Origin of the sequence: Kangiella sp. (genome assembly GCF_048265365.1) — a bacterium.
Lineage (GTDB): Bacteria > Pseudomonadota > Gammaproteobacteria > Enterobacterales > Kangiellaceae > Kangiella.
This window is the reverse complement of the sequence record NZ_JBLXBT010000001.1, coordinates 838576-859019: the sequence shown is the minus strand read 5'-3', so window position 1 is coordinate 859019 and position 20444 is coordinate 838576. Positions and strand designations below refer to the sequence as shown.

The 20444-nt window shown below is 44.3% G+C and carries 20 protein-coding genes and 1 tRNA gene; 11 read left to right on the top strand and 10 right to left on the bottom strand.

The features are described 5' to 3' along the window. Nucleotides 1–125 precede the first annotated feature (125 nt). The 5 genes from ACN0VI_RS04080 to folB are packed head-to-tail and all read right to left on the bottom strand — an operon-like array spanning nucleotide 126 to nucleotide 3218. A complete protein-coding gene (locus ACN0VI_RS04080) occupies nucleotides 126–389 on the bottom strand; it encodes a hypothetical protein (protein WP_331891944.1) in 264 nt (87 codons plus the stop codon). Continuing rightward, nucleotides 386–1600 carry a class I SAM-dependent methyltransferase gene (locus ACN0VI_RS04075; RefSeq protein ID WP_417445863.1) on the bottom strand — a complete coding sequence of 405 codons (1215 nt, stop codon included), beginning with the start codon at nucleotides 1598–1600 and terminating at the stop codon, nucleotides 386–388. Before ACN0VI_RS04075 ends, ACN0VI_RS04080 begins: the two co-directional genes overlap by 4 nt. A 34-nt stretch (nucleotides 1601–1634) precedes the next feature. Continuing rightward, nucleotides 1635–2351, bottom strand: coding sequence for an SDR family oxidoreductase (locus tag ACN0VI_RS04070; RefSeq protein ID WP_417445862.1), 717 nt, complete (start codon nucleotides 2349–2351; stop codon nucleotides 1635–1637). Between the two features lie 12 nt (nucleotides 2352–2363). Continuing rightward, nucleotides 2364–2861 carry a 2-amino-4-hydroxy-6-hydroxymethyldihydropteridine diphosphokinase gene (folK, locus tag ACN0VI_RS04065; protein ID WP_417445861.1) on the bottom strand — a complete coding sequence of 166 codons (498 nt, stop codon included), beginning with the start codon at nucleotides 2859–2861 and terminating at the stop codon, nucleotides 2364–2366. Between the two features lie 3 nt (nucleotides 2862–2864). Further along, complete coding sequence (folB, locus tag ACN0VI_RS04060) at nucleotides 2865–3218, bottom strand: dihydroneopterin aldolase (protein ID WP_331891948.1); 354 nt, start codon at nucleotides 3216–3218, stop codon at nucleotides 2865–2867. A gap of 237 nt (nucleotides 3219–3455) precedes the next feature. Here folB and plsY point away from each other — a divergent pair, with 237 nt between their 5' ends. From plsY to ACN0VI_RS04040, 4 genes are all read left to right on the top strand, one after another. Next, a complete protein-coding gene (gene plsY, locus ACN0VI_RS04055) occupies nucleotides 3456–4058 on the top strand; it encodes a glycerol-3-phosphate 1-O-acyltransferase PlsY (protein ID WP_417445860.1) in 603 nt (200 codons plus the stop codon). Further along, on the top strand, nucleotides 4048–5232 hold the full coding sequence (locus ACN0VI_RS04050) for a multidrug effflux MFS transporter (protein WP_417445859.1): 1185 nt from the start codon (nucleotides 4048–4050) through the stop codon (nucleotides 5230–5232). Before plsY ends, ACN0VI_RS04050 begins: the two co-directional genes overlap by 11 nt. 313 nt (nucleotides 5233–5545) lie before the next feature. Then, complete coding sequence (locus tag ACN0VI_RS04045) at nucleotides 5546–6823, top strand: S41 family peptidase (RefSeq protein WP_417445858.1); 1278 nt, start codon at nucleotides 5546–5548, stop codon at nucleotides 6821–6823. Nucleotides 6824–7012: 189 nt separating this feature from the next. Further along, a complete protein-coding gene (locus tag ACN0VI_RS04040) occupies nucleotides 7013–7363 on the top strand; it encodes a hypothetical protein (protein WP_417445857.1) in 351 nt (116 codons plus the stop codon). A 137-nt stretch (nucleotides 7364–7500) separates the two neighbouring features. On the opposite strand, the gene tsaD is transcribed toward ACN0VI_RS04040, so the two are convergent. Beyond that, nucleotides 7501–8523: a tRNA (adenosine(37)-N6)-threonylcarbamoyltransferase complex transferase subunit TsaD gene (gene tsaD / locus ACN0VI_RS04035; RefSeq protein ID WP_417445856.1), complete on the bottom strand. Its 1023-nt coding sequence runs from the start codon at nucleotides 8521–8523 to the stop codon at nucleotides 7501–7503. Nucleotides 8524–8831: 308 nt separating this feature from the next. On the opposite strand from tsaD, the gene rpsU reads away from it, so the two are divergent. From rpsU to ACN0VI_RS04000, 7 genes are all read left to right on the top strand, one after another. Beyond that, nucleotides 8832–9047, top strand: coding sequence for a 30S ribosomal protein S21 (gene rpsU / locus ACN0VI_RS04030; RefSeq protein WP_015781188.1), 216 nt, complete (start codon nucleotides 8832–8834; stop codon nucleotides 9045–9047). Between the two features lie 73 nt (nucleotides 9048–9120). Continuing rightward, on the top strand, nucleotides 9121–9567 hold the full coding sequence (locus tag ACN0VI_RS04025; protein WP_331889568.1) for a GatB/YqeY domain-containing protein: 447 nt from the start codon (nucleotides 9121–9123) through the stop codon (nucleotides 9565–9567). A gap of 113 nt (nucleotides 9568–9680) precedes the next feature. Next, nucleotides 9681–11459, top strand: a complete 1779-nt coding sequence (gene dnaG / locus ACN0VI_RS04020) for a DNA primase (RefSeq protein WP_417445855.1) — start codon at nucleotides 9681–9683, stop codon at nucleotides 11457–11459. A gap of 112 nt (nucleotides 11460–11571) precedes the next feature. Next, nucleotides 11572–13422, top strand: a complete 1851-nt coding sequence (gene rpoD, locus ACN0VI_RS04015) for an RNA polymerase sigma factor RpoD (protein WP_417445854.1) — start codon at nucleotides 11572–11574, stop codon at nucleotides 13420–13422. A 125-nt stretch (nucleotides 13423–13547) separates the two neighbouring features. Continuing rightward, nucleotides 13548–13624 (top strand) — tRNA-Ile (locus tag ACN0VI_RS04010). 410 nt (nucleotides 13625–14034) lie between these two features. Continuing rightward, on the top strand, nucleotides 14035–14910 hold the full coding sequence (locus tag ACN0VI_RS04005; RefSeq protein WP_417445853.1) for a hypothetical protein: 876 nt from the start codon (nucleotides 14035–14037) through the stop codon (nucleotides 14908–14910). Between the two features lie 97 nt (nucleotides 14911–15007). Beyond that, complete coding sequence (locus ACN0VI_RS04000) at nucleotides 15008–15841, top strand: abortive infection family protein (RefSeq protein ID WP_417445852.1); 834 nt, start codon at nucleotides 15008–15010, stop codon at nucleotides 15839–15841. A gap of 183 nt (nucleotides 15842–16024) precedes the next feature. On the opposite strand, the gene ACN0VI_RS03995 is transcribed toward ACN0VI_RS04000, so the two are convergent. The 4 genes from ACN0VI_RS03995 to ACN0VI_RS03980 form a co-directional block, all read right to left on the bottom strand. Continuing rightward, on the bottom strand, nucleotides 16025–16255 hold the full coding sequence (locus tag ACN0VI_RS03995) for a ChaB family protein (RefSeq protein WP_417445851.1): 231 nt from the start codon (nucleotides 16253–16255) through the stop codon (nucleotides 16025–16027). A 132-nt stretch (nucleotides 16256–16387) separates the two neighbouring features. Beyond that, nucleotides 16388–17965, bottom strand: a complete 1578-nt coding sequence (locus ACN0VI_RS03990) for a protein-glutamine glutaminase family protein (RefSeq protein ID WP_417445850.1) — start codon at nucleotides 17963–17965, stop codon at nucleotides 16388–16390. Nucleotides 17966–18120: 155 nt separating this feature from the next. After that, nucleotides 18121–19071 (bottom strand): polysaccharide deacetylase family protein, encoded by a 951-nt coding sequence (locus ACN0VI_RS03985; protein ID WP_417445849.1) that lies wholly within the window; start codon nucleotides 19069–19071, stop codon nucleotides 18121–18123. Then, nucleotides 19068–20420 carry an amidohydrolase family protein gene (locus tag ACN0VI_RS03980; RefSeq protein WP_417445848.1) on the bottom strand — a complete coding sequence of 451 codons (1353 nt, stop codon included), beginning with the start codon at nucleotides 20418–20420 and terminating at the stop codon, nucleotides 19068–19070. The genes ACN0VI_RS03985 and ACN0VI_RS03980 overlap by 4 nt, the downstream gene beginning before the upstream one ends. Between the last annotated feature and the right edge of the window lie 24 nt (nucleotides 20421–20444).

Sequence of the window (20444 nt, the reverse complement as noted above, 5' to 3'; positions counted from 1 at the left end):
TTTTGCTGAGGGATTTTGTTCTTAGGCGCGGCGGAGGAAAAAGGATAAAAAAGGAGTTTATTCTAATAAATGACTTTTTTAACTTTTTACTCCAACAAAGCTTAAGCACAAAATAACCAGCAAAACTATTTAGTTAAGCCGACATAAAACCCATACAACATCACCTGAATAAAAATCAAAAACCAAAACCAGGCTCCGAAGCCGACGGCTTTGGTGGCGAGGGTATCGAGTTTTTTACTTTTCCAAACCAGGATCGTAGAAACGATGACAGAATTGATGACGGCAACTAACGCCAGCCAGTACCAGTTATCTGTGCCGCTAGCGGCGAAGGCCAGTTGTGGCAGTACCAATAGCGCGATAGCAAAACATATTCTAATGATGATATTCATAGTCGGTGTAATTTATTGCTCAATGCAAAACCTTGTAATTGGATAGGACAATTCTTAGCGGCGATAAGAACTTTACAGTTTTCGCCCATCTCGTCAGGCATCAGCAATTTCTTCAGTTGCTGGCTGATTTTAACCTGCGCCATTGTATCAGATCCGAGCTTTTCAGCTAGTTCTGCTGCTTCTTTTTCGATGCCACTGGACATTAGAAACAGAGCCTGTTCACAGTAGCCAACAATCTCTGCACCCAATTTATGGGCAGCATAAGCTATCTGGCTAAAGTTCACCGATGCGGTAATGTCCTGCAAGCCTGGCAGCAAGAGTGGATCATTATGTTTGTGCTGTCGGTAGTAACACTGCAAAGTGCCGTCGGTTCTTTGCGGTGCATAATATTCGTCGGCGCTGTAGCCATAATCGACCAGAATAATCGCACCTTTTGTTAAACACTCGACCAGACCAGCCAGCCAAAAATCAGTTTGTAAATGTTGCTCTGTGGTATAGCCATGTGGCCATTGCCTGACATACGGATTCGTTTCCAGCAATGAGCTGGTATCCTGCCAGCTGAGCCTGAAACCTGAGTCGATCAGTTTGACCTGGGCTTTTTGCAAGTCGGCCTTTTGTTTTCTCACAAGGTCAATTGGTAGCGCATCGGCCACCTCATTAGCAAAAATAGCGCCAGAAAATTCGCTCGGCAAATGATTTAGCCACTCAAAGCGATTGGCCAGATGAGGGATTTTCTGCTCGATAGTTTGTCGTTGTCGCTGCTTTAAATCTGCGGAAACTTCCAGAATATAATATCGCTCCGGCAGGCTGCCCTGCGTTTCGAGCTCTTTCAATAAGTCGACTGCAAAAGTTCCTGTGCCCGCACCCAGTTCTAAAACTTTGGCTGCGCTTTGTTCGAAAATTTTGATAAAGCTCTTAGCAAAAGTTTGCGCAAATAATGGCGAGAGTTCGGGCGCAGTGACAAAATCACCGCCTTCCCCGAGTTTGTGGCTACCCGCGCTGTAATAACCTAAACCGGGCTCATAAAGCGCATGATGCATAAATTGACTGAACGGAATGCTATCAGTCTTTTCAATTTCACCGGCAATAGTCTGGCTTAATTTATAACTGACTTTTCCCTGCATGCCATTGACCCAGGGAATTTTAAGCCTCTGGCATTGCTGCGTCAGCCAGTCAAAATAGGTTGGATAATCCTTTAAAAAATGCACCATATCTCTCTAATTAATAATTCGTTCTAGATATTGATTATAGGAACTCGCCACCATCAACCGGAATGACTGTGCCAGTGATAAATGACTGCCCAAGAAGAAATGCAACGGTGTCGGCTATCGCCTGCGGATTGCCGGTGCGCTTGAGTGGAATCTGTTCCGCCATCCGCTTGAAGTGATCCTCATCCGCTCCCGGTGGCGGCAAAATCGCGCCCAGCGCCAATCCGTTAACCTGAATGTGTGGCGCCAATTCTCGCGCCAACGACTCAGTCAGATGCCATAAACCTGCTTTCGACAGTCGATAAACTATATGGTCACCGGCAGGATGATTAATTCGAGCATCGAGAATATTAATGATATGCGCCTGTTGAGGATTGCTTGCTGCAAAGGCCTGACTGAGCAACAAAGGCGCACGTAGATTTAAATTCATCACCTGATCCCAATGGGACAGGTCATCGGCCAAGGTATCATTGTCTGGAAAAATTGCTGCGTTGTTGATTAAGACCGCTAAATTGCCCAGCTCAGCAGATTGTCGAATGATCTCGTTACAACTGTCAGGGACAGCAAGGTTGGCTTGAATCAGTTTGACCGACACGCCTAAGTCTTCAATCTCTTTAGCGGTTTGCTGGGCCTTCTCGGCTGAATGATTATAATGAAGCGCTATGGCAAAACCCTGCTTGGCCAGTTCGAGCGCAATGGCTCGCCCTACTCGAACCGCACCACCGGTTATGATTGCGACTTTCTGCTGACTCATGAATAGTTACCTTTATGCCTGTTGCCAATCGAATTCAATGGCCCACAGCTTTTGTTGGTCTTTTTTATCGAAAGCCTGCCATAAATCTCGGTAGTTTTTCTGCACAACAGGATGCTTTCGTTCAGGCTCGATTTCCGCCAGGGGTTGCAGCACAAAAGCATGATGCAAAATCTCACCACGAGGCAATCGAATAGGCTTGTCGCAAACAATATCGTCATACAACAGCAAGTCGATATCCAAAGCTCGATCACTAAATTTGGGGGTGTCGCGACGACGTCCCGCGGCTTTCTCAATCGCTTTAAAAACCTGTTCAACCTGAGAAATCGTCATTTGAGTTTCGGCTTTTGCAACAAGATTTAAAAAATTATCCCCGTCAAAACCCACCGCTTCACTTTCATAGACCTTCGACAGCGTTAAATGACTGAGCATCTCATCAAGACGCTGCACGCCAAAACGAATCTGCCTTGCTGCATCCTGATTACTGCCGATACTGATAAAAATGGTTGCCATAAGTTACTTGCTGCCACGCTCGATAATAACGCCGACATTTTTCGAGCCACGCACTGCGCCCGGTTTACTGAGTTTTAATTTTAACCACGGCACATTGAATTCATTACGCACAAGCTCAGCAATGCGCTCAGCCAGCGTTTCCACTAACTGAAATTCTGACTCCTCAACAAACCCAATAATCCGCTTAGCCACAGACTTATAATCAAGACACTTATCAATGGTATCTTCCTGCGCCGCTGGCTGAATATCGTGCGCCATTTCCAGATCAATGCTGATGGTTTGACGGATTTGTCGTTCCCAGTCATAAATACCAATAACCGTATCTACTTTTAAGTCTTCAATAAAAACGATGTCCACAGGCGTCTCTTGATGTGCTTTTTAAATTTGATGTGGGCCATAGGATAGCAAATAAAGTGGCATTTGATTACACAAATCAAAGACTTTCCCATGACCTGATTAAAAAATAACAGTATCCTATAACAAATCCGCTGACGTTTTGGTTTTCAACCAAACGTTTGTTAATAAGATGGAGTTTGTTTCGTTAATGTCAGGTGTGGCTGTAATTAAAAACTGCGCTAAGGATAAGTGTTAACCATGGAGTGGCAGCTTGCTGGCCTATGGGTGTTTGCCTATTTGATGGGCTCAATTTCGAGTGCAGTGATTGTTTGTCGGATTATGGGTTTGCCCGATCCGCGTGATTTCGGCTCGCATAATCCTGGCGCAACTAATGTTTTGCGACTGGGTGGTAAGAAGGCTGCGATTTTTACCCTGATCGGCGATATGCTCAAGGCCATCATCCCCATCCTGATTGGTTATGCCCTCGACCTACACACCCGAAATTTGGGCTGGGTTGGCTTCATGGCCTTTATCGGTCATCTTTATCCCATCTATTTTCGCTTCCGTGGTGGTAAAGGCATGGCCACCTATTTCGGCGCCTTAGTCGCTTTATCACCCTTATTATTGGCTTACTGTATTGTCACCTGGCTCATCACAGCATTCTTTACTCGCTATGCATCGCTTGCATCCATACTATCCAGTTTTGCTGTTGCCGCATTCGGCTTTTATCTGGATCATAGGTATTTCTTCCCGCTGTTTGCCATGTTCCTGTTTATGACCGCAAGACATCACCGCAATATTCGTAACTTATGGAATGGTACCGAGCGAAAAATTACTGATAAGAAACCGCATGACTCGTAGCAAAATTAATGTAGCTCAATTATTACCTCTGCTGGCCTCAATGGTGGCGATTACGCCGTTGGCAATTGATATGTATTTGCCGGCAATGCCGATCATCGCCAAAGAGTTAGGGACCACATCGAGTGCGATTCAGGTTTCTTTGAGTTTATATCTGGCCGGTTATGCCCTGGGCATGATGATGTTCGGTCCCATCGCCGATCGCATTGGTCGCCGTAAAGTGGCTTTAGTGGGGTTGCTGGGCTTTATCATCACTTCCTTATTACTGGCCTTTACTGAATCCATCAATGAATTCCTGAGCTACCGCTTTCTACAAGCCGCCTTTGGTAGCGGCGCAACTGTGGTGGTACCCGGTATTATTCGCGACCTCTATAAAGAACACACTGCTAAAGGCTTATCCTATGTCAGTCTGATCATGATGGTGGCGCCGATGATCGCTCCCGGGATTGGCAGTCTCATATTAGAGTTGTCAGTTTGGCGCACCATTTTCCTGAGCCTTGCCGGTTATGCCATTCTGATTCTATTATTGGTGCTGTGGAAACTGCCACGCAAGCTGCCTTTACGTTCGGACCGCAACTGGCTGCATGAGTTTGCCAGCAACTATAAACTGGTCTTTAGCCATCCCGCCTCGAGACTCAATATCATCAGTTCGATGATGGGTTCCTTTGGTTTTTTCTGCTATATCACTACCATATCCTTTGTTTATATTGAGTATTTCGGCATTTCAGAGGGTAAATTCAGTATTCTGTTTGGCGCCAATGTGGTTGCTTTGATGATCACCAACATTATCAATAGCCGAGTGGTTGAGCGCGCAGGGTCTGCCAGAATGCTGATGATTGGTACCGTGATTGCCAACTTCTTCGCCCTCAGCTTGCTTTTGGTCACTGTTTTTGGCTGGTCACTCTACTGGACGGTTGCTGCTCTATTTCCTCTAATTGGCTCACTGGCGCTGATAACCGTCAATTCTGACGGCTTGATACTCAATCAATTTCCTCAGCAAACCGGCACCGCCACCGCTGTTATTGGCACCCTACGATTTGGTAGTGGCGCCCTTGCTGGGCCGATCTTGGCTCTACTTTTTGATGGAACACCACTCAATTTCGCGATTTTGATGTTCGGTTCAGTCGCTATCGTCATGATAGTTCAATTAATCAGACGCCACTTACATCTCACCTAACCCATTGTTTTTGAAAAAATCATCCCGCAACAAGCCAAGTTCTATGTTGCCCCCCTCAAATTTTACATTTGGGTAGCAAAGTTCATTTGATATTCACATTAAATAAATGCATATATGGTTAAATATTAGACAAATATCCAACTTCAATAAGAGAAATTTGAGAATAGTGTCAAACTTTTTTACATTTTAAGGATGGAATTAGTTGTAAAAAATCCTGACAGGTATATTATGGGCATCAGACAGATGTAAAAAATCCTGACAGTTTTAGTGATTAATACAACTTCTTCAATAGATACCGACCAGGAGGGTCCAAATGAAGATTTTCAGCAAAAAAGCATTTTCGCTCCTTTTAGCCCTACCTTTATTAGCGGCTATTACTTCTCATACTGCAGTTGCGGTTAGTCAGGCAGATGCTGAGAAATGGAGCCAGGACATTGATGCCTACTGGAGAACTCTTGAAGAAAAGCATATCGATCTCTATCACCAGCTGACCTATAAGGATTTCGAACGTGAAATCAACACCATTAAAAGCCAGCTTCCTTCATTAACTCATGAAGAGATAGTTCTTGAGCTCATGCGTCTGACCCACAAAGTCGGCGATGGCCACACCACTATTCCTTTATGGGATCAGAAATACCACAAATTCCCACTGGAACTTAAAGTCATCAATGATGAAGTTCTAGTCACAGGCTCATCCAATGAATACGTTAGTTTAATCGGCAATGAGCTGGTTGCTATTAATGGCACCCCCATTAAACGTGTTTATGAGCTCTTTGCTGAAGTTGTACCCTTTGCTGAAAATGACTACTCCACACCTATCCGCGTTGCTGAATATATGATGACAGCTGAGCTACTACGTGGCTTTGGTATCATCAATGATGAAAGCGAAGTTGAGTTCACTTTCAGCAATCTTGGACAAAGTTTTAAATACCACTTATCGGCCAACCAAAATAGTCAGGTTACTCAGCGCATCAACTTCAAACAGAAGCTACCGTTCAAACCTTATGGTGGCGTTGATGATGATCTGTGGTACGGCGCTGCCGACAAAGGTAAAACGGTTTACGTCAACTTCGAGAAATACAGCTCAATGACTAAAATGGATGAGATGTCTGCTGAGTTATTGCGCTTCATTAATCACTATAAAACTGAAAACATCATTATTGATTTACGCGGTAATGAGGGTGGAGACTTCTTTATAGGACTTAAGCTAGCACAGGTGTTAGTACTTGCTAACAGCATTAACTGGAAGTCAGGCGTTTACGTCATGATCGATAACCAAACCTACTCAGCGGCTATGTCGAATGCTTCCCAGTATGCTCAACTATTGAATGCAACCCTGGTCGGTCAGCCTACCGGCTCAAAACCTACCGGCTATCAAGACATGTGGCAGTTCAGCTTGCCTAACTCAGGTCTTATCGTGACCTACTCAAAAAGAATGTACCGCTTTAAAGACGGAGACATGGACGCAGTATTCCCTGATGTTGCGATTGAATTAACTGCTGAAGATTATATGCGCGCCAATGATAAGAGCCTGCAGTGGGTGATTAAAGATATCAACACTCGTAAAACTCATACACTGGTCCAGAAATAGGATTAGCTGTAACAAAGCAATAAGATAGTTTATAGCCCCCGATGCTCGACTACTTAACTTACCGGCTCATAAGAGTCGGTTTTTTTAGTGGAGCATACAATGACAATAAAAATGACATAACGGAATAACAAACTTGCGATAAAACATAACAGCAAGAGAGCGATTAACATATAGCAATGGAGAAACAGCATGAAAGCTTTAGGAAGGCTTGCGCTAGCAGGAACAATAATAACTTTGGGAATATTAAAGCTCGGAGCAATGACAGGCTGTCAACAACAGGAAGCTGAGCCTCGCATTGATACCAGCAATCAACAACTATATACCGAAAGTCTTAGTCAAGTACGCTCACAAGTTGATGAAGAATCTATCGAACAATTTGATCGAGCCGTCGACTATGCTCAACACACCTACTACCTGCAAAAACAATACAGCTTGCTACCAGCCAGCAATCCTCTGAATGGACTGACTGCCGAGCAGGTTTTAAAGCTGACACCAGAGAAACAGAAACCGAGAAGACTTCGCAATTGGACCAGCATTTAGAGTCCATCAGCGAATGTTAGAGGGATTTGCCGATCGAGCAGGCACTAACTTACTAGGATAATTTGTACCCAAGAGGGCAGAACCGGCGCTAATCGTAACCCATCAACATCCTAACTCAAGCTTACTAGCCCAAACCGCTAACTCAAGTCAGCGATCGGCCAGCGCGGTTGTGCACGAATCACTGGCTCTTCAAACTCACCCTGCTGATTAAGGATCGCTTTATAGCGACAATAACCGGCATAGGCAATCATGGCGCCATTATCGGTGCAGAACTGTGGCCGTGGGTAGTAAGCCTTACCGCCTTTGCTTTGCAGCAGATCTGAGAGCTTTTGGCGTAGCGCAACATTAGCACTCACTCCGCCGGAAACCACCAGATACTTATGACCAGTCTGCTCCAGCGCGCGACGACACTTAATGTAAATGGTATCGACTACCGCTTCCTGGAATGCGTAAGCAATATCAGCCAAATCCTGTTCTGACTTATCAGAACCACGATATAAATTAGCCACCGCCGTTTTCAGACCACTGAAACTGAAATCCAGTCCAGGACGATCGGTCATAGGACGCGGCAATTTATAGATACCTGCTCGACCTTTTTCGGCAAGCTTCGCCAGCGCAGGCCCACCAGGATAACCCAGGCCCATAATCTTGGCGGTTTTATCAAACGCTTCGCCCGCCGCATCATCAATCGATTCACCTAGAATGGTGTATTGACCTAAACCTTGCACATCCACTAATAAGGTATGCCCACCTGACACCAATAATGCTACAAATGGAAACTCAGGCTGCTCTTCTTCCAGCATCGGTGCCAACAAATGACCTTCCATGTGATGAACACCAATAGCCGGAACATCCCACGCATAAGCCAGGCTACGGCCGATACCAACGCCGACAAACAGCGCACCAATCAAACCAGGGCCCTTGGTGTAGGCAATCGCATCAATGTCATCCTGAGTGCAGCCTGCTTCGGCCATCACTTTTTTAATCAGCGGAATCGTCTTACGCACATGGTCACGCGAAGCCAGTTCAGGCACCACACCGCCATACTCAGCATGCAACTTCACCTGGCTGTATAGCGCATCCGCAATGATGCCCCGCTCGCTATCATAAATAGCAATGCCGGTTTCATCGCAGGAGGTTTCAATACCCAGTATTTTCATCAAGTTACAACCTTATAATTCCGCTAGCTGTCGTAGCAAACCGCGCTTTCAACAAGCGTTGACTTCAAGTTCTTTCAGCAAAGATCGGCAATTTTAATCGAGTTTGCTTCATTTAGCGAGTTTGTAGCACATTCCTGTTATGGCCAGAACCAAGCATTAAATCAATATTTAATGGCTTTCTCTTTGCTTTTTGATCAAAAAATGATTAAAATTTGCGCCCTCTTGGTGATTCTCACGTCTCACCAATTGTAACTTTTTGATTTTATTACTTTTTAATAAACCCACATTTTAAGGTTAGGTGATTTTTAATGCCAAGCGTAAGAGTAAAAGATAACGAGCCTTTTGACGTTGCATTACGTCGCTTCAAGCGCTCATGCGAAAAAGCAGGTATTTTGGCTGAAGTTCGTAAGCGTGAATACTACGAGAAGCCAACATCTGTACGCAAGCGTGAAAAAGCAGCGGCAGTAAAGCGTGCAGCGAAAAAAGTATCTCGCGAAAACGCTCGTCGCATCCGCTTGTATTAATAGTTGTTTTAGGCTTTTTCCTGGATTAGTTCCGGGCAAAAGCCTAAATTCTATTAGATAGAAGGATTAACACATGTCTGCTCTAAATGATCGAATTAAAGAAGCCATGAAAGATGCCATGCGCGCCAAAGAAAAGGCCCGCCTGTCAACCATACGTTTAGTCCTGTCTGCTATTAAGCAAGTTGAAGTCGATACCCGTACTGAGTTAGACGATACCGCTATCCTTGCCATTTTAGATAAAATGGTCAAACAGCGTCGTGAGTCTATCAAGCAGTATGAAGATGCTGGCCGTCAAGAACTGGCCGACGTCGAACACGCCGAAATAGAAGTTCTTCAAGAATTCCTTCCAAAGCAACTAACTGATGACGAAATTGCCGAACTTATCGAGCAAGCAATCAGCAGTACTGGTGCAGAATCCATTAAAGACATGGGTAAAGTAATGGGCATTCTAAAGCCACAATTACAAGGCCGTGCCGATATGGGACAAGTCAGCGGAAAAATCAAAAGCCGCCTGGGTTAATGTCTCTGTAATCGTTCCACCAGCAATAAATCATACGATCATAAGTCGCTACATAAAAACCAGTAGCTCTGCTATGATTGCCCAATTAAGCCTTACCTAATTATAAATACTCAATGGGCCTGATCCCGCAACATTTTATACACGAACTTTTGGCTCGGGTTGATATTGTCGACCTGATTGATTCTCGTGTGCCGCTAAAAAAAGCGGGGGCTAATTATAAAGCCTGTTGCCCTTTCCACGGTGAAAAGACACCTTCCTTTACCGTCAGTCAGGATAAGCAGTTCTACCATTGTTTCGGCTGTGGTCTGCATGGCAACGCGATTGGCTTTTTGATGGAGTACGATCGCCTGGAATTCCCCGATGCGGTGGAGGAGTTGGCTGCCATGATGGGCATGGAAGTGCCGCGTGAAGAGACGGTATCCAACAAGCCGAAAGTCGACACCTCACTTTATGATTTAATGGAAAAAGTCGCCAACTACTACCAAAAGCAGCTAAAAAGTAACAAAACTGCGATAGATTACCTGAAAAGTCGTGGTTTGAGTGGCGAAATCGCTAAACAGTTTGCTATTGGCTATGTGCCGGGCGAATGGCGCAACCTGGAAACAGTGTTCCCTAAGTTGCAGCAAGACAAGACACTGCAACAACAGCTGGTCGATTGCGGCATGCTGATCCGTAAGGATAAGTCGTTGTATGACCGCTTCCGCGATCGCATCATGTTCCCCATTAAAGACAAACGAGGCCGTGTGATTGCATTCGGTGGCCGCGTTATGGGTCAAGGCGAGCCCAAGTACCTCAATTCACCTGAAACCCCCATCTTCCACAAAAGCAATGAGCTGTATGGCTTATATCAGGCGCGCCAGGCCAATCGAAAGTTGAGTCGTCTGCTTATCGTCGAAGGCTATATGGATGTGGTGGCGCTGGCTCAGTTCGACATCAACTATGCGGTCGCAACCTTGGGTACAGCGACCACAACCAGTCATTTACAGCAGTTGTTCCGCGCCGCCCGTGAGCTGGTGCTCTGCTTTGATGGCGATCGAGCGGGTCGTGATGCCGCGTTACGCGCCCTTGAACACGGCCTGTCGCAGATGCGTGAAGGGCGTGAAATTCGCCTGATGTTCCTGCCCGATGGCGAAGATCCGGACTCAATGGTCCGTAAAGTCGGCAAAGAACAGTTTGAACGCATGATTAGCGAAGCCACCCCATTATTTGAGTTCATCCTCGAGCACCTGTCTTCTCAGGTCGACTTAGGCTCGGTTTCGGGTCGTGGTCAACTGGTGCACCTGGCAAAGCCGTATCTGGACAAAATCACAGACCCCATATATCACGAGTTCTTCAGCAGTGCTTTGGCCGAAAAAGCCAATCTTTCGGAGAGCAAGCTGGCCGCCATTATCGAGGCTCCAGCACAGCCACAACAGGCGCACAAACCTAAGCCAAGCGCACCACAGAGCTCCAAGGCCAATAAAACCCTGCAACTGGCTATCACCCTATTATTACAGCAACCCAGCCTTGCATTGAGCATCAATAATTACGGCTGGTTGCAGACACTGCCTGATAAAGGCTCAAAACTTTTGCACCAATTACTTGAAATTATTCACAAAACCCCCAAGATCAATACAAGTATGCTGCTTGAGCACTGGCGCGACAATACCAAGCTGTATGATCGGCTGGCCAGTTTAGCCATGAGCGAACGCGAAGAGCGTATCCAAGGTAATGAGCAGCAGGAATTACAAGATTGTATTAATCGCCTCTTAGTCTACGCCCGCAAGATACGGGTGGACTATTTGCAACAAAAAGCGGCGGAACAAGGTCTAACCAATCAGGAAAAGTCTGAATACCGGCAATTACTATTGCTGGCCAAACAAGGCTCCGGCAGCCAAGGCTCAAATAAGTAGCGCTTGCTGTAGAAGGGGCAAATTCTGTATAATTCGCGGTTCGCTATGCGCAAGCCGTCGCTTGGTTTTTGACTCGCAAAATGTCTTGCGGGCCCTACAAAGGTTATTCTAGATGTCAGAGAATTCGCAACAGTCACAATTAAAGTTACTAATTGCTCGAGGTAAAGAGCAGGGTTACCTCACTTACGCTGAAGTGAACGACCACTTACCGCCGGATATCGTTGATCCCGAGCAAATCGAAGACATTATTCGCATGATCAATGACATGGGTATTCAGGTTTATGAAACAACACCTGATGCCGATGAGTTATTGATGAATGACGAATCCGTAACTGATGAAGAAGCCGCTGAAGAGGCTGCTGCTGCATTAGCTAACGTAGACAGCGAATTCGGTCGCACCACTGACCCAGTACGTATGTATATGCGTGAAATGGGTAGTGTCGAGCTACTGACTCGCGAAGGCGAGATTGATATCGCCAAACGTATCGAAGAAGGTATCCGCCAGGTTCTAGGCGCTATCGCCAACTATCCAGACACTATCCGCATTCTGTTAGAAGAGTACGCGCTCTACGAAGAAGAGCAGGTACGCTTAACAGAAATCGTCACTGGTTTCTCTGATGGTGAAGAAGCTGAGTTCGTTCAGGAAGAGTCCGAGGCGGCGCAAATCGCAGCCAATGCTAGCGAAGAAATTGATAACGATGATGATGCAGACGACGACGATGACGACGAAGACGAAACTGAAGTGGATACTGGCCCAGATCCAGAAGAAGCAGCAGCACGTTTCGGCGAACTGAAAAAGCAATACGACAAAACCGTCAAAGCTGTAGAGAAATACGGCCGTACGCATAAATCGACTATCAAGCAACTGGACGCCATGAAAGAGTTGTTCATGCAACTTCGTCTGGCACCAAGAATGTTTGATTTTCTGGTCACTAACTTGCGTCAGAAAATGGACGGCATCCGTGAGCAAGAACGTTACATCATGATGTTGTCAGTCAACGGCGCTCGTATGCCGCGTAAAACCTTTATCTCAACCTTTTCAGGTTCAGAGACCGATCCAAGCTGGATCGAGCAACACGTTAAAAAGAAAAGCAAATACTCAGAACCTTTGGCCGAACACGCCGAAGAGATTCTAAAAGCCCAGCGTAAACTTCAATTGATCGAAGAAAGCTGTAGCTTAAGCGTGCTGGAAATTAAAGAAGCCAACCGCGAAATGTCGATTGGTGAAGCTAAAGCCCGTCGCGCCAAGAAAGAAATGGTCGAAGCTAACCTACGTCTGGTTATCTCTATCGCTAAGAAATACACCAACCGTGGCCTACAATTCCTGGATCTGATTCAGGAAGGTAACATCGGTCTGATGAAAGCGGTCGACAAATTCGAATACCGTCGCGGTTATAAGTTCTCGACTTACGCCACCTGGTGGATTCGTCAGGCAATCACGCGTTCGATTGCTGACCAGGCACGCACCATCCGTATTCCGGTTCACATGATTGAAACCATCAATAAATTGAACCGTATTTCTCGCCAGATGCTACAGGAAATGGGCCGTGAGCCACAGCCTGAAGAATTGGCAGAGCGTATGGAAATGCCGGAAGACAAAATCCGTAAAGTGCTAAAAATCGCTAAAGAGCCGATCTCCATGGAAACGCCGATTGGTGACGATGAAGATTCGCATTTAGGTGATTTCATCGAAGACACTACCATTGATTCACCAGTAGACGCAGCAACAGGCGAAAGCTTGAAAGAAGTCACTGATGAAATCCTGGCGGGTCTAACGGCACGCGAAGCGAAAGTCTTGCGTATGCGTTTTGGAATCGATATGAACACAGACCACACTCTCGAAGAAGTCGGCAAACAGTTCGACGTAACCCGTGAGCGTATTCGTCAGATCGAAGCCAAGGCACTGCGTAAACTACGCCACCCAAGCCGTTCGGAGAAGCTTAGAACTTATCTAGACGAATAAAACAAAGCATAAATATTGCAAGCGCAGGAGATTTCTCGTAAACTCCTGCGCGTTCTTTTTCAAGAAACACATCCTAAATTTGTAGAACAATTAGGCACCGCCTGATTAACTACACATGGAAAAATGGGCCTTTAGCTCAGTTGGTTAGAGCACCCGACTCATAATCGGTAGGTCCCCAGTTCAAGTCTGGGAAGGCCCACCATTTTTCCTGAAAATTCTTTACCCTCTCTCACACATTTACTCAATAACAAAATCAACAATACTTTTTTCGTGCCCGCACCCCCCTTTTACTTAAACAATACGGGCGACCCTTCTAGTTTTATTAGCAGAACTAATTTGAACACAGATTATCTCGAACAAGCCGTAAAAAGTTAAACCAGAAACTTCTTGTCCTGTTTGTCGGGTTCAACTGCATACTAAAAAAGCATTGCAATTACAAAGGAGCCAATTACTATACGACCTGTAGGTCATTGACCATGGTACCTGCAAACTCATTATAAAAATGGATACCAGAACAGGAATGTCCGGTTTTATATGGTATTAACTTGAAAAACGGACATTACAAATAAATCATTTTAAATCAAAAAGTTACCGGTGATGTCCGGTAATATAATGTTAAGCACTACAATACTTGAGGAAGATATGGATAGTGAGCTCTACTCCAAGAATATTTCGAGGCGCTTTAAGACCTACAGTAGCGATATGAAAGATGTTTGGGAGTCATATAACTTTATCAACAAGTACTTATCCCACATTCATTCGTTAGTGAAAGACGATACCATCCCCCCTTTTTCCGTTGTTCCTCTTGCTAGTACCGATGGCGTAGAGAACCGACTAGATAAGAATAAGACTTTTGGGTATATAGATCATATCCTGAAAAAAGTGAATCCAGAAAGGTCTCTTATTACAGCAGTTGCTTTAACTGAAGATTTTCTTCAAGACTTAGTTAAGACAGTTTATACGGCGTATCCTGAAAAGCTATCTGGTGGAGAGTCTAAGGATTCTCCAGAAAGGGTAAATAAAGTAATTGATGTTATTCTTAAAAGTGAAGACAAGGGTGAAATATTGGAGAAGCTTATTGAGGAAAAAGTGAGAGGTATATTTTATGGAAACCCAGTCGATTTCTTCCTAAAAGATAAAAAGCTAAAGCTTCAATTTGGAAGCTTGTTCAAAGATAATCACACAAGAAATATAGAAATTTATTCAGAAATAATAGCGAGACGGAATATTCATGCTCATAACGGTGGGCGTGTAGATAGGAAATATCTCCGGGAAACTGGTGATAATTCCGTTTCTATTGGGAATAAGATAAAAATAACTGAGGAGTATTTGCAGGAATCTATTCAGATTCTTAGGGGGCTAGCAGCTGTTGCAGCACATTCAGTGTCTGAAAGAGTTTTTTCTGCGCCTCCGCCGAGAGGTCGACTTTTCCATGTATATAGTGATTTTGAAAAAAGGTTCTCAGATACTGCGAGAAACAGTGCTTAACCAGAGGGTGATGCCGATCGGTACTACGCTGTGCTTCGTCCAGGCGACTTACCCAAGGCGTTAGCTCGCAATCATCATTTTTTAATTAAGAGGCAATATGAGAAAAGACATTCCTGCGCCCGTAATCGCGGTTTTATCAGACAATTTATCTGCGCTCGAAACTCATGCAAGTCTCGATAACCTATTCTTATATGCTAATGCTCCAGGGGAGCCGCCTGAAGGTTCTAAGTCCGTTAAAGTTCAAGCGTGGCTAAGACGAATTAACAAAGAATCAGGCGAACCATTAAAAGTCCTTGGTAAGTTGATTGAAACGTATATGGAATTACCAAAGCAAGAAGAGAAAGAGGTTTTCCTGTGGGGAACTAACGTTACAAATCATAAAAAGGAATTCAAAGAAAAGCTTGAGTCAATACTTGCGCAGTGCAATCTAACTTACATTAATGGCGGTATTGTATCTGATGGTAGCTCAGCTCTAAGTCGCTCCTTGTCTGACTTAATTAAAGGTAGAGACATTCCCTCAATTGAAGCTGAATTTACAAGAGCGCTAACAAATGTAAACTCTGAACCTAGAGAATCAGTGTCAGCAGCTTGCAACATTTTGGAATCCATATTTAAGGTATATATTGCTGACGAGCAATTAGCACAACCTCAAAAGCAAGATCTACAAAACGTTTGGAAAGTTGTGCGTGGTGATTTAGGTTTCGATCCTAAATTGGTTCAAGATGATGACTTAAAAAGAGTGTTATCAGGCATCCTGTCAATTGTTGACGGTATTGGAGCGTTTCGCACACACGCCAGTTCAGCGCATGGTGAGGGTCGAGTTATGTATAAATTAAAGCCTCGTCATGCTCGTTTGGCAATTCACTCTGCGCATACAATAGCGATGTTTGTGCTTGAAACTTGGGACGAAAAACGTAAGTCAGCAAGCTAACAAAGCGTTTAAGGCAGATTCGCAACGCGTGGCATTCTCAGTTCAAATTGAGTTTTGTGTTTAAGGTGTAATGGTTTAGGTTGAGTGGCTGCGTTGCACACTACTTAACTCGGCGTTATTTAATATGAATTAATAGCAGTTAATGGGGTGAGAGTACATTAACGATAACCCACCCCATTATTTTTAAGATTCATCCCGAACCCACTTCCCATCTTCCTTGTGATACTCTTTCTTCACTGCGGACCAGGCGACTTTATGAGCAACTTCTTCGCGACTGTCGTTTCCCCTGCGATCCTCGGGGTTCTTGTATTCATCCCAAGCTGAATTAAAAGCTTTTCGGTAAATCTCATGGGCATGCTTTGGCAGGTTATTCCGAACACTATCAGGTAGTTCGTCATTCGATTTGTAAGGCATTTCAAACTCCTTTTAGAATTATGAGTTCAGAGAACCTAAACAAATAAACTCCAACTATCAGTTACTATAAACCCGTTAGTCTTACGTGCTTGACTGTTCGACGGTACCCGCAAGCTATTATGGACTGCGTGATTACCCTTTCTCCAGGTTAGCCAGCACTCTGCGCGCTTCTTCTAGCCTTTCCTCTTTAGAAAAACTCTTTACTACTGTCGGGTGGAATGCGTCACGATTTGTGATGGTAAATGAAATCTTTCCCACATCTTTGGCATCCAAAGACACGGGGAATCCGACACTATATACGGTATCTGGGTTAGTAATGCCCATCAATGACAACCATTGAGAGATTGTTACTGGCTGATCAGCGATAAGAGGATCAATGATCATTTTATCAACTTTTCCGCTGCTACCTTCAACATAGACAACAGGTGCAACATGATAAATCCATGGATATGGAATATTTTTACTTTTTAGGAAACCGGAAGCCCACGCCTTATCAGCAATGACTCCTTCTTTTTCAAACATATTCACCATTAGCTCAGTCCGTGCAAAAGCACCATCTTGAGATTGTGACCAGGCCATATTTTTCATTGCTTTAGCTTTTGTGAAAAGCGTTTTGGCCTTGTTTACAGATATTGCCTTAACGGATCCCGGCTCAAATTTGGACATATCTTTTAAGGCTTCGTGCGTGTAATAAGTATTATCTTTGCGTCGAATACCGGCTGGTAGGAATGCCTTGTTTATATACTGGCTGGTGATATTACCGTTTACTTTCTCAACCAGGTGAACAAATTGCAGTGCTGAGCGCTCTTCATTGGTCTGAACGCCCAGAGATATGATGTCATCTTTGAAACTTGATGGGCACTGTGGAATGATGTCCTTAAGATACTCGCTAAAGTCGGCATCCTGGAAAGTGAAATAGGCAGTGACATTATTCTGTAGATTTTCAGGAACCTTGCGAGCATCAGTAAGGCGAGAATGCTTGAATTCCTCATTATAACGTATGAAGGTGGTATACATTCCTCGAACAATCAAAGCAGTTGGGTCATTTTTAGTGAACTTAGCTTCGCCTTTATTATTTCGAGTATAGCTTATGGGTAGGAAGAGCCCTCTGTTGATATCGTATAAAAGATAGTGGTTATCGCCACATGATAAAAATGGACACTTGCCTGAATTCAGTTGTTCACAATTTTGGTTGCCGTTTTCCTCTGAATACACCCACAAAAATCGTCTAGCTTCGGGAACCGACATTTTTAATCTTTGAGTATGCTCAGCAATAAGCTCTTGTAGTGCAGTCAGATCACTAACAATCTCAGGTTGTTCTTGCTTTGCTGTCTCAATATTGCTGCTAAGACTATTTGAATGGTTGGTAAGCGCCTTAAATATAGTATTCGGAGTTTCGTATTCGGGAACGTCAACATCCTCGTAGACTTCATCACTGAGTAGGTTGTAATAATTTGTTGCTCCATTTTCTGTCACAGACTTAACTGAGAATGGGCGAGCCTCTTTTTCACCCAGGACAAGACCCATTAACACATTACTTTCGCCTAGCTGAATAATCGCTTTATCATCGGCTTCTTTGCAGTAAACAATTGGTACATCCTTGGGCGTACTGCAATTGTCGAATCGTAATTCACTTGAAAAAATAACGGATGTTGCGTTGGAGTAAAGTGGCAAAGCCAGAAGAAGAGCTAAAAAATATTTAGTTTTCATGTGGTGTCCTGAATAATAATCTATAAAGCCTGTCAGGCTATATTTCTTCATGTTATTCAGGTCATACTAATCAGTGAATGTCAGTTTTGCAAATAACCAGACTGGTATAATTCCAAGTTCTACTTTCTAGAAACCACTAATTCCTAATTGATTTCTTAATGACACAATTCTTTATAAAGCCCCATTACTCCTTCGGGCGGTTCAGGTTGACCATATACTGACAGTTTTTCCTTGAGTTGTTTCGCCCAACGCATTAACCATGAGGGGCCGAAGCGTTTGCTGGGTGCCGTTTCAATTTGATAGGCAGGATCCTTCACAGCTTGTTCCAGAGTTATAAATTCATAGTTTCTGGCTTTGAGTAGTCCCAATTGCTTATCAAGAGTTTCTGCATTAATGGCGTTGGCGTGTATCAACCAAATTTGTGGGATCTGTCTGTCAAAAAGTTCATCGCTCATGGTTTCGAAGGCATCTAGGGCATCGTTTAAATGCAGGAGGTAGTCTTCTTTAATTTGAGCAATATTTTCTTCAGAGCCATTAGACCTATCATAAGCACAGGAAAACAGGTAGTCGGTATGTTCGATGGTAAATGGTGCGACTTTGAGTCCTTGCTGCTTCAAGAAGTTTTCGAACTCTGTTTTATCTTCAACACTATTGCCGGTCTGGGTAAAGGGATGCCTGAAATAACGATAGGGTTTGTTGTATTTTTTGGATAGCCAGTCGCTGACGACTCGCCCTTTAATCACAGATTCTTTCATGGCGTCTAGTGAGGTTTGATTCATACCTGAATGATCAAAGGTATGATTGCCTAGTTCCATGCCCGCTTCTAGCCATTGCTCAAGAATGGCAATGTGTCCATCGACTTCATCTTCTACCAACAACTTTTTCTCATTCACAAAGCCAACGGCTTCAATGTCATGCTTCTTTAGGCTGGCGAGTAGTTGCTTAGTCAGCTCAGTCTTTTCATCTAGCGTCTTCTGAGTGCTTGCTGTAAACGGAAGGTCATCAATGGTTACTGCAATTTTTTTGCTGTCTTTAGCCAGACTCTGGGCTGAGTAGAAAGCTATACAAGAGACTAATAATAACATTCCAATTGTTTTAATGTTCATTCTCCTGATCCTTTTCCTAATTGGCCTTCTAAACCTTTGCGTAAATCTTTCGGCGTGTATACCGCGCCATTTTTAATAACCAGTTTAATGTCATTAATATTTTGCGGCGTGATTTCTAAGTCGCCCTTTACGATAATCAGGTCAGCTCGATAACTCTCTTTGATATAACCTCTATCATTAAAGCCTAACAATTTAGCACCATTGGCACTCATCGCCTGAATCGCTTCCTGAATGGTAAAGCCGCCTTCAATCAGCAGTTCGAAATTTCGTCGGTCGGCAAAGCCTGGAATACTGTGCAAGCCTGGATCGGGGCCTATGGTGAGTAAGCCGCCTCGCTTGAGGAATAATAAGTCATGCTCTAGCGTTCTCTCCAACCACTCTTGTTTAAAGTACCAGCTGTCACCTGCTTTTTCTCGCCTTTGCAGATAGTTTTCAGCACGCTCCAAAAGATGCGGCGCAAGATAAGTTTTGTAGGCTGGATTAATCTGAGTGTTCGGCGTTTGCGCTTCAAATATGGAGGGAGTCGAACTAATCGCAACTTCATTCGCTATCAACGTCTCGTGTAACTGTTCTAGCGCTTCACCCTGAATATCCAGCGAACTTCGATAGCTGTTGCTGCCACCACATTCTCCGGCTGATTTGTCTTCTGCGAAATCATAGGCGTGAATGAAACCATGCTCAATCGCATCAATGCCAAGCTCCGCTGCCTGCTGCATTGTGATGCTGCACAGGTGACCGGTAACTTTCGCTCCTCGCTTATGAGCAGATTCAATAATGGTTTTCAGTTGTGTTTCAGTAGTGTGGCGGTAAACCTTAAACCAGCTCACACCTCTATCGACCCATTGGCCAATCTCTTTATCAATAGCTTCTGTATCGGTAATGCGCAACATAACGGCATTACCATCAGGCCCAGTAAAGTATGGGCCCGTTGCCACAATATCTGGGCCTGCAGCTTTTCCTTGCTCAATATCCTGCTTGAGCTGTAACTCTTTTAGTGGTTCAGCAGCGCCAGTAGTCTGCATGGTTGTTACACCACCGGCTAGGTAGAGTCTCGCGCCAGCCTCACCAAGAAATGTTGCACCGGGCATATGCAGATGGTTGTGGGTAGCGACAAAGCTGGGAATGAGTGTGGTGTTGGTTCCTTCGATAAGCTTAATACTGGCTTCAACTTTGATATTGGGTTCAACTTTTTCAATGATGCCATCGATGATAAGCACATCGGCTTTCTCTAAAGTGAATTCAGAATCAATGACTTTAGTGTTGGTTATTAATATCGAGCCGTTGGCGTTAGCTTGGATTGAAATCAGGACTAAGACGATGAGCAAGGCAACTTTATAATAAGTCTTCATTAATATTTTATGAGTGAGATACTT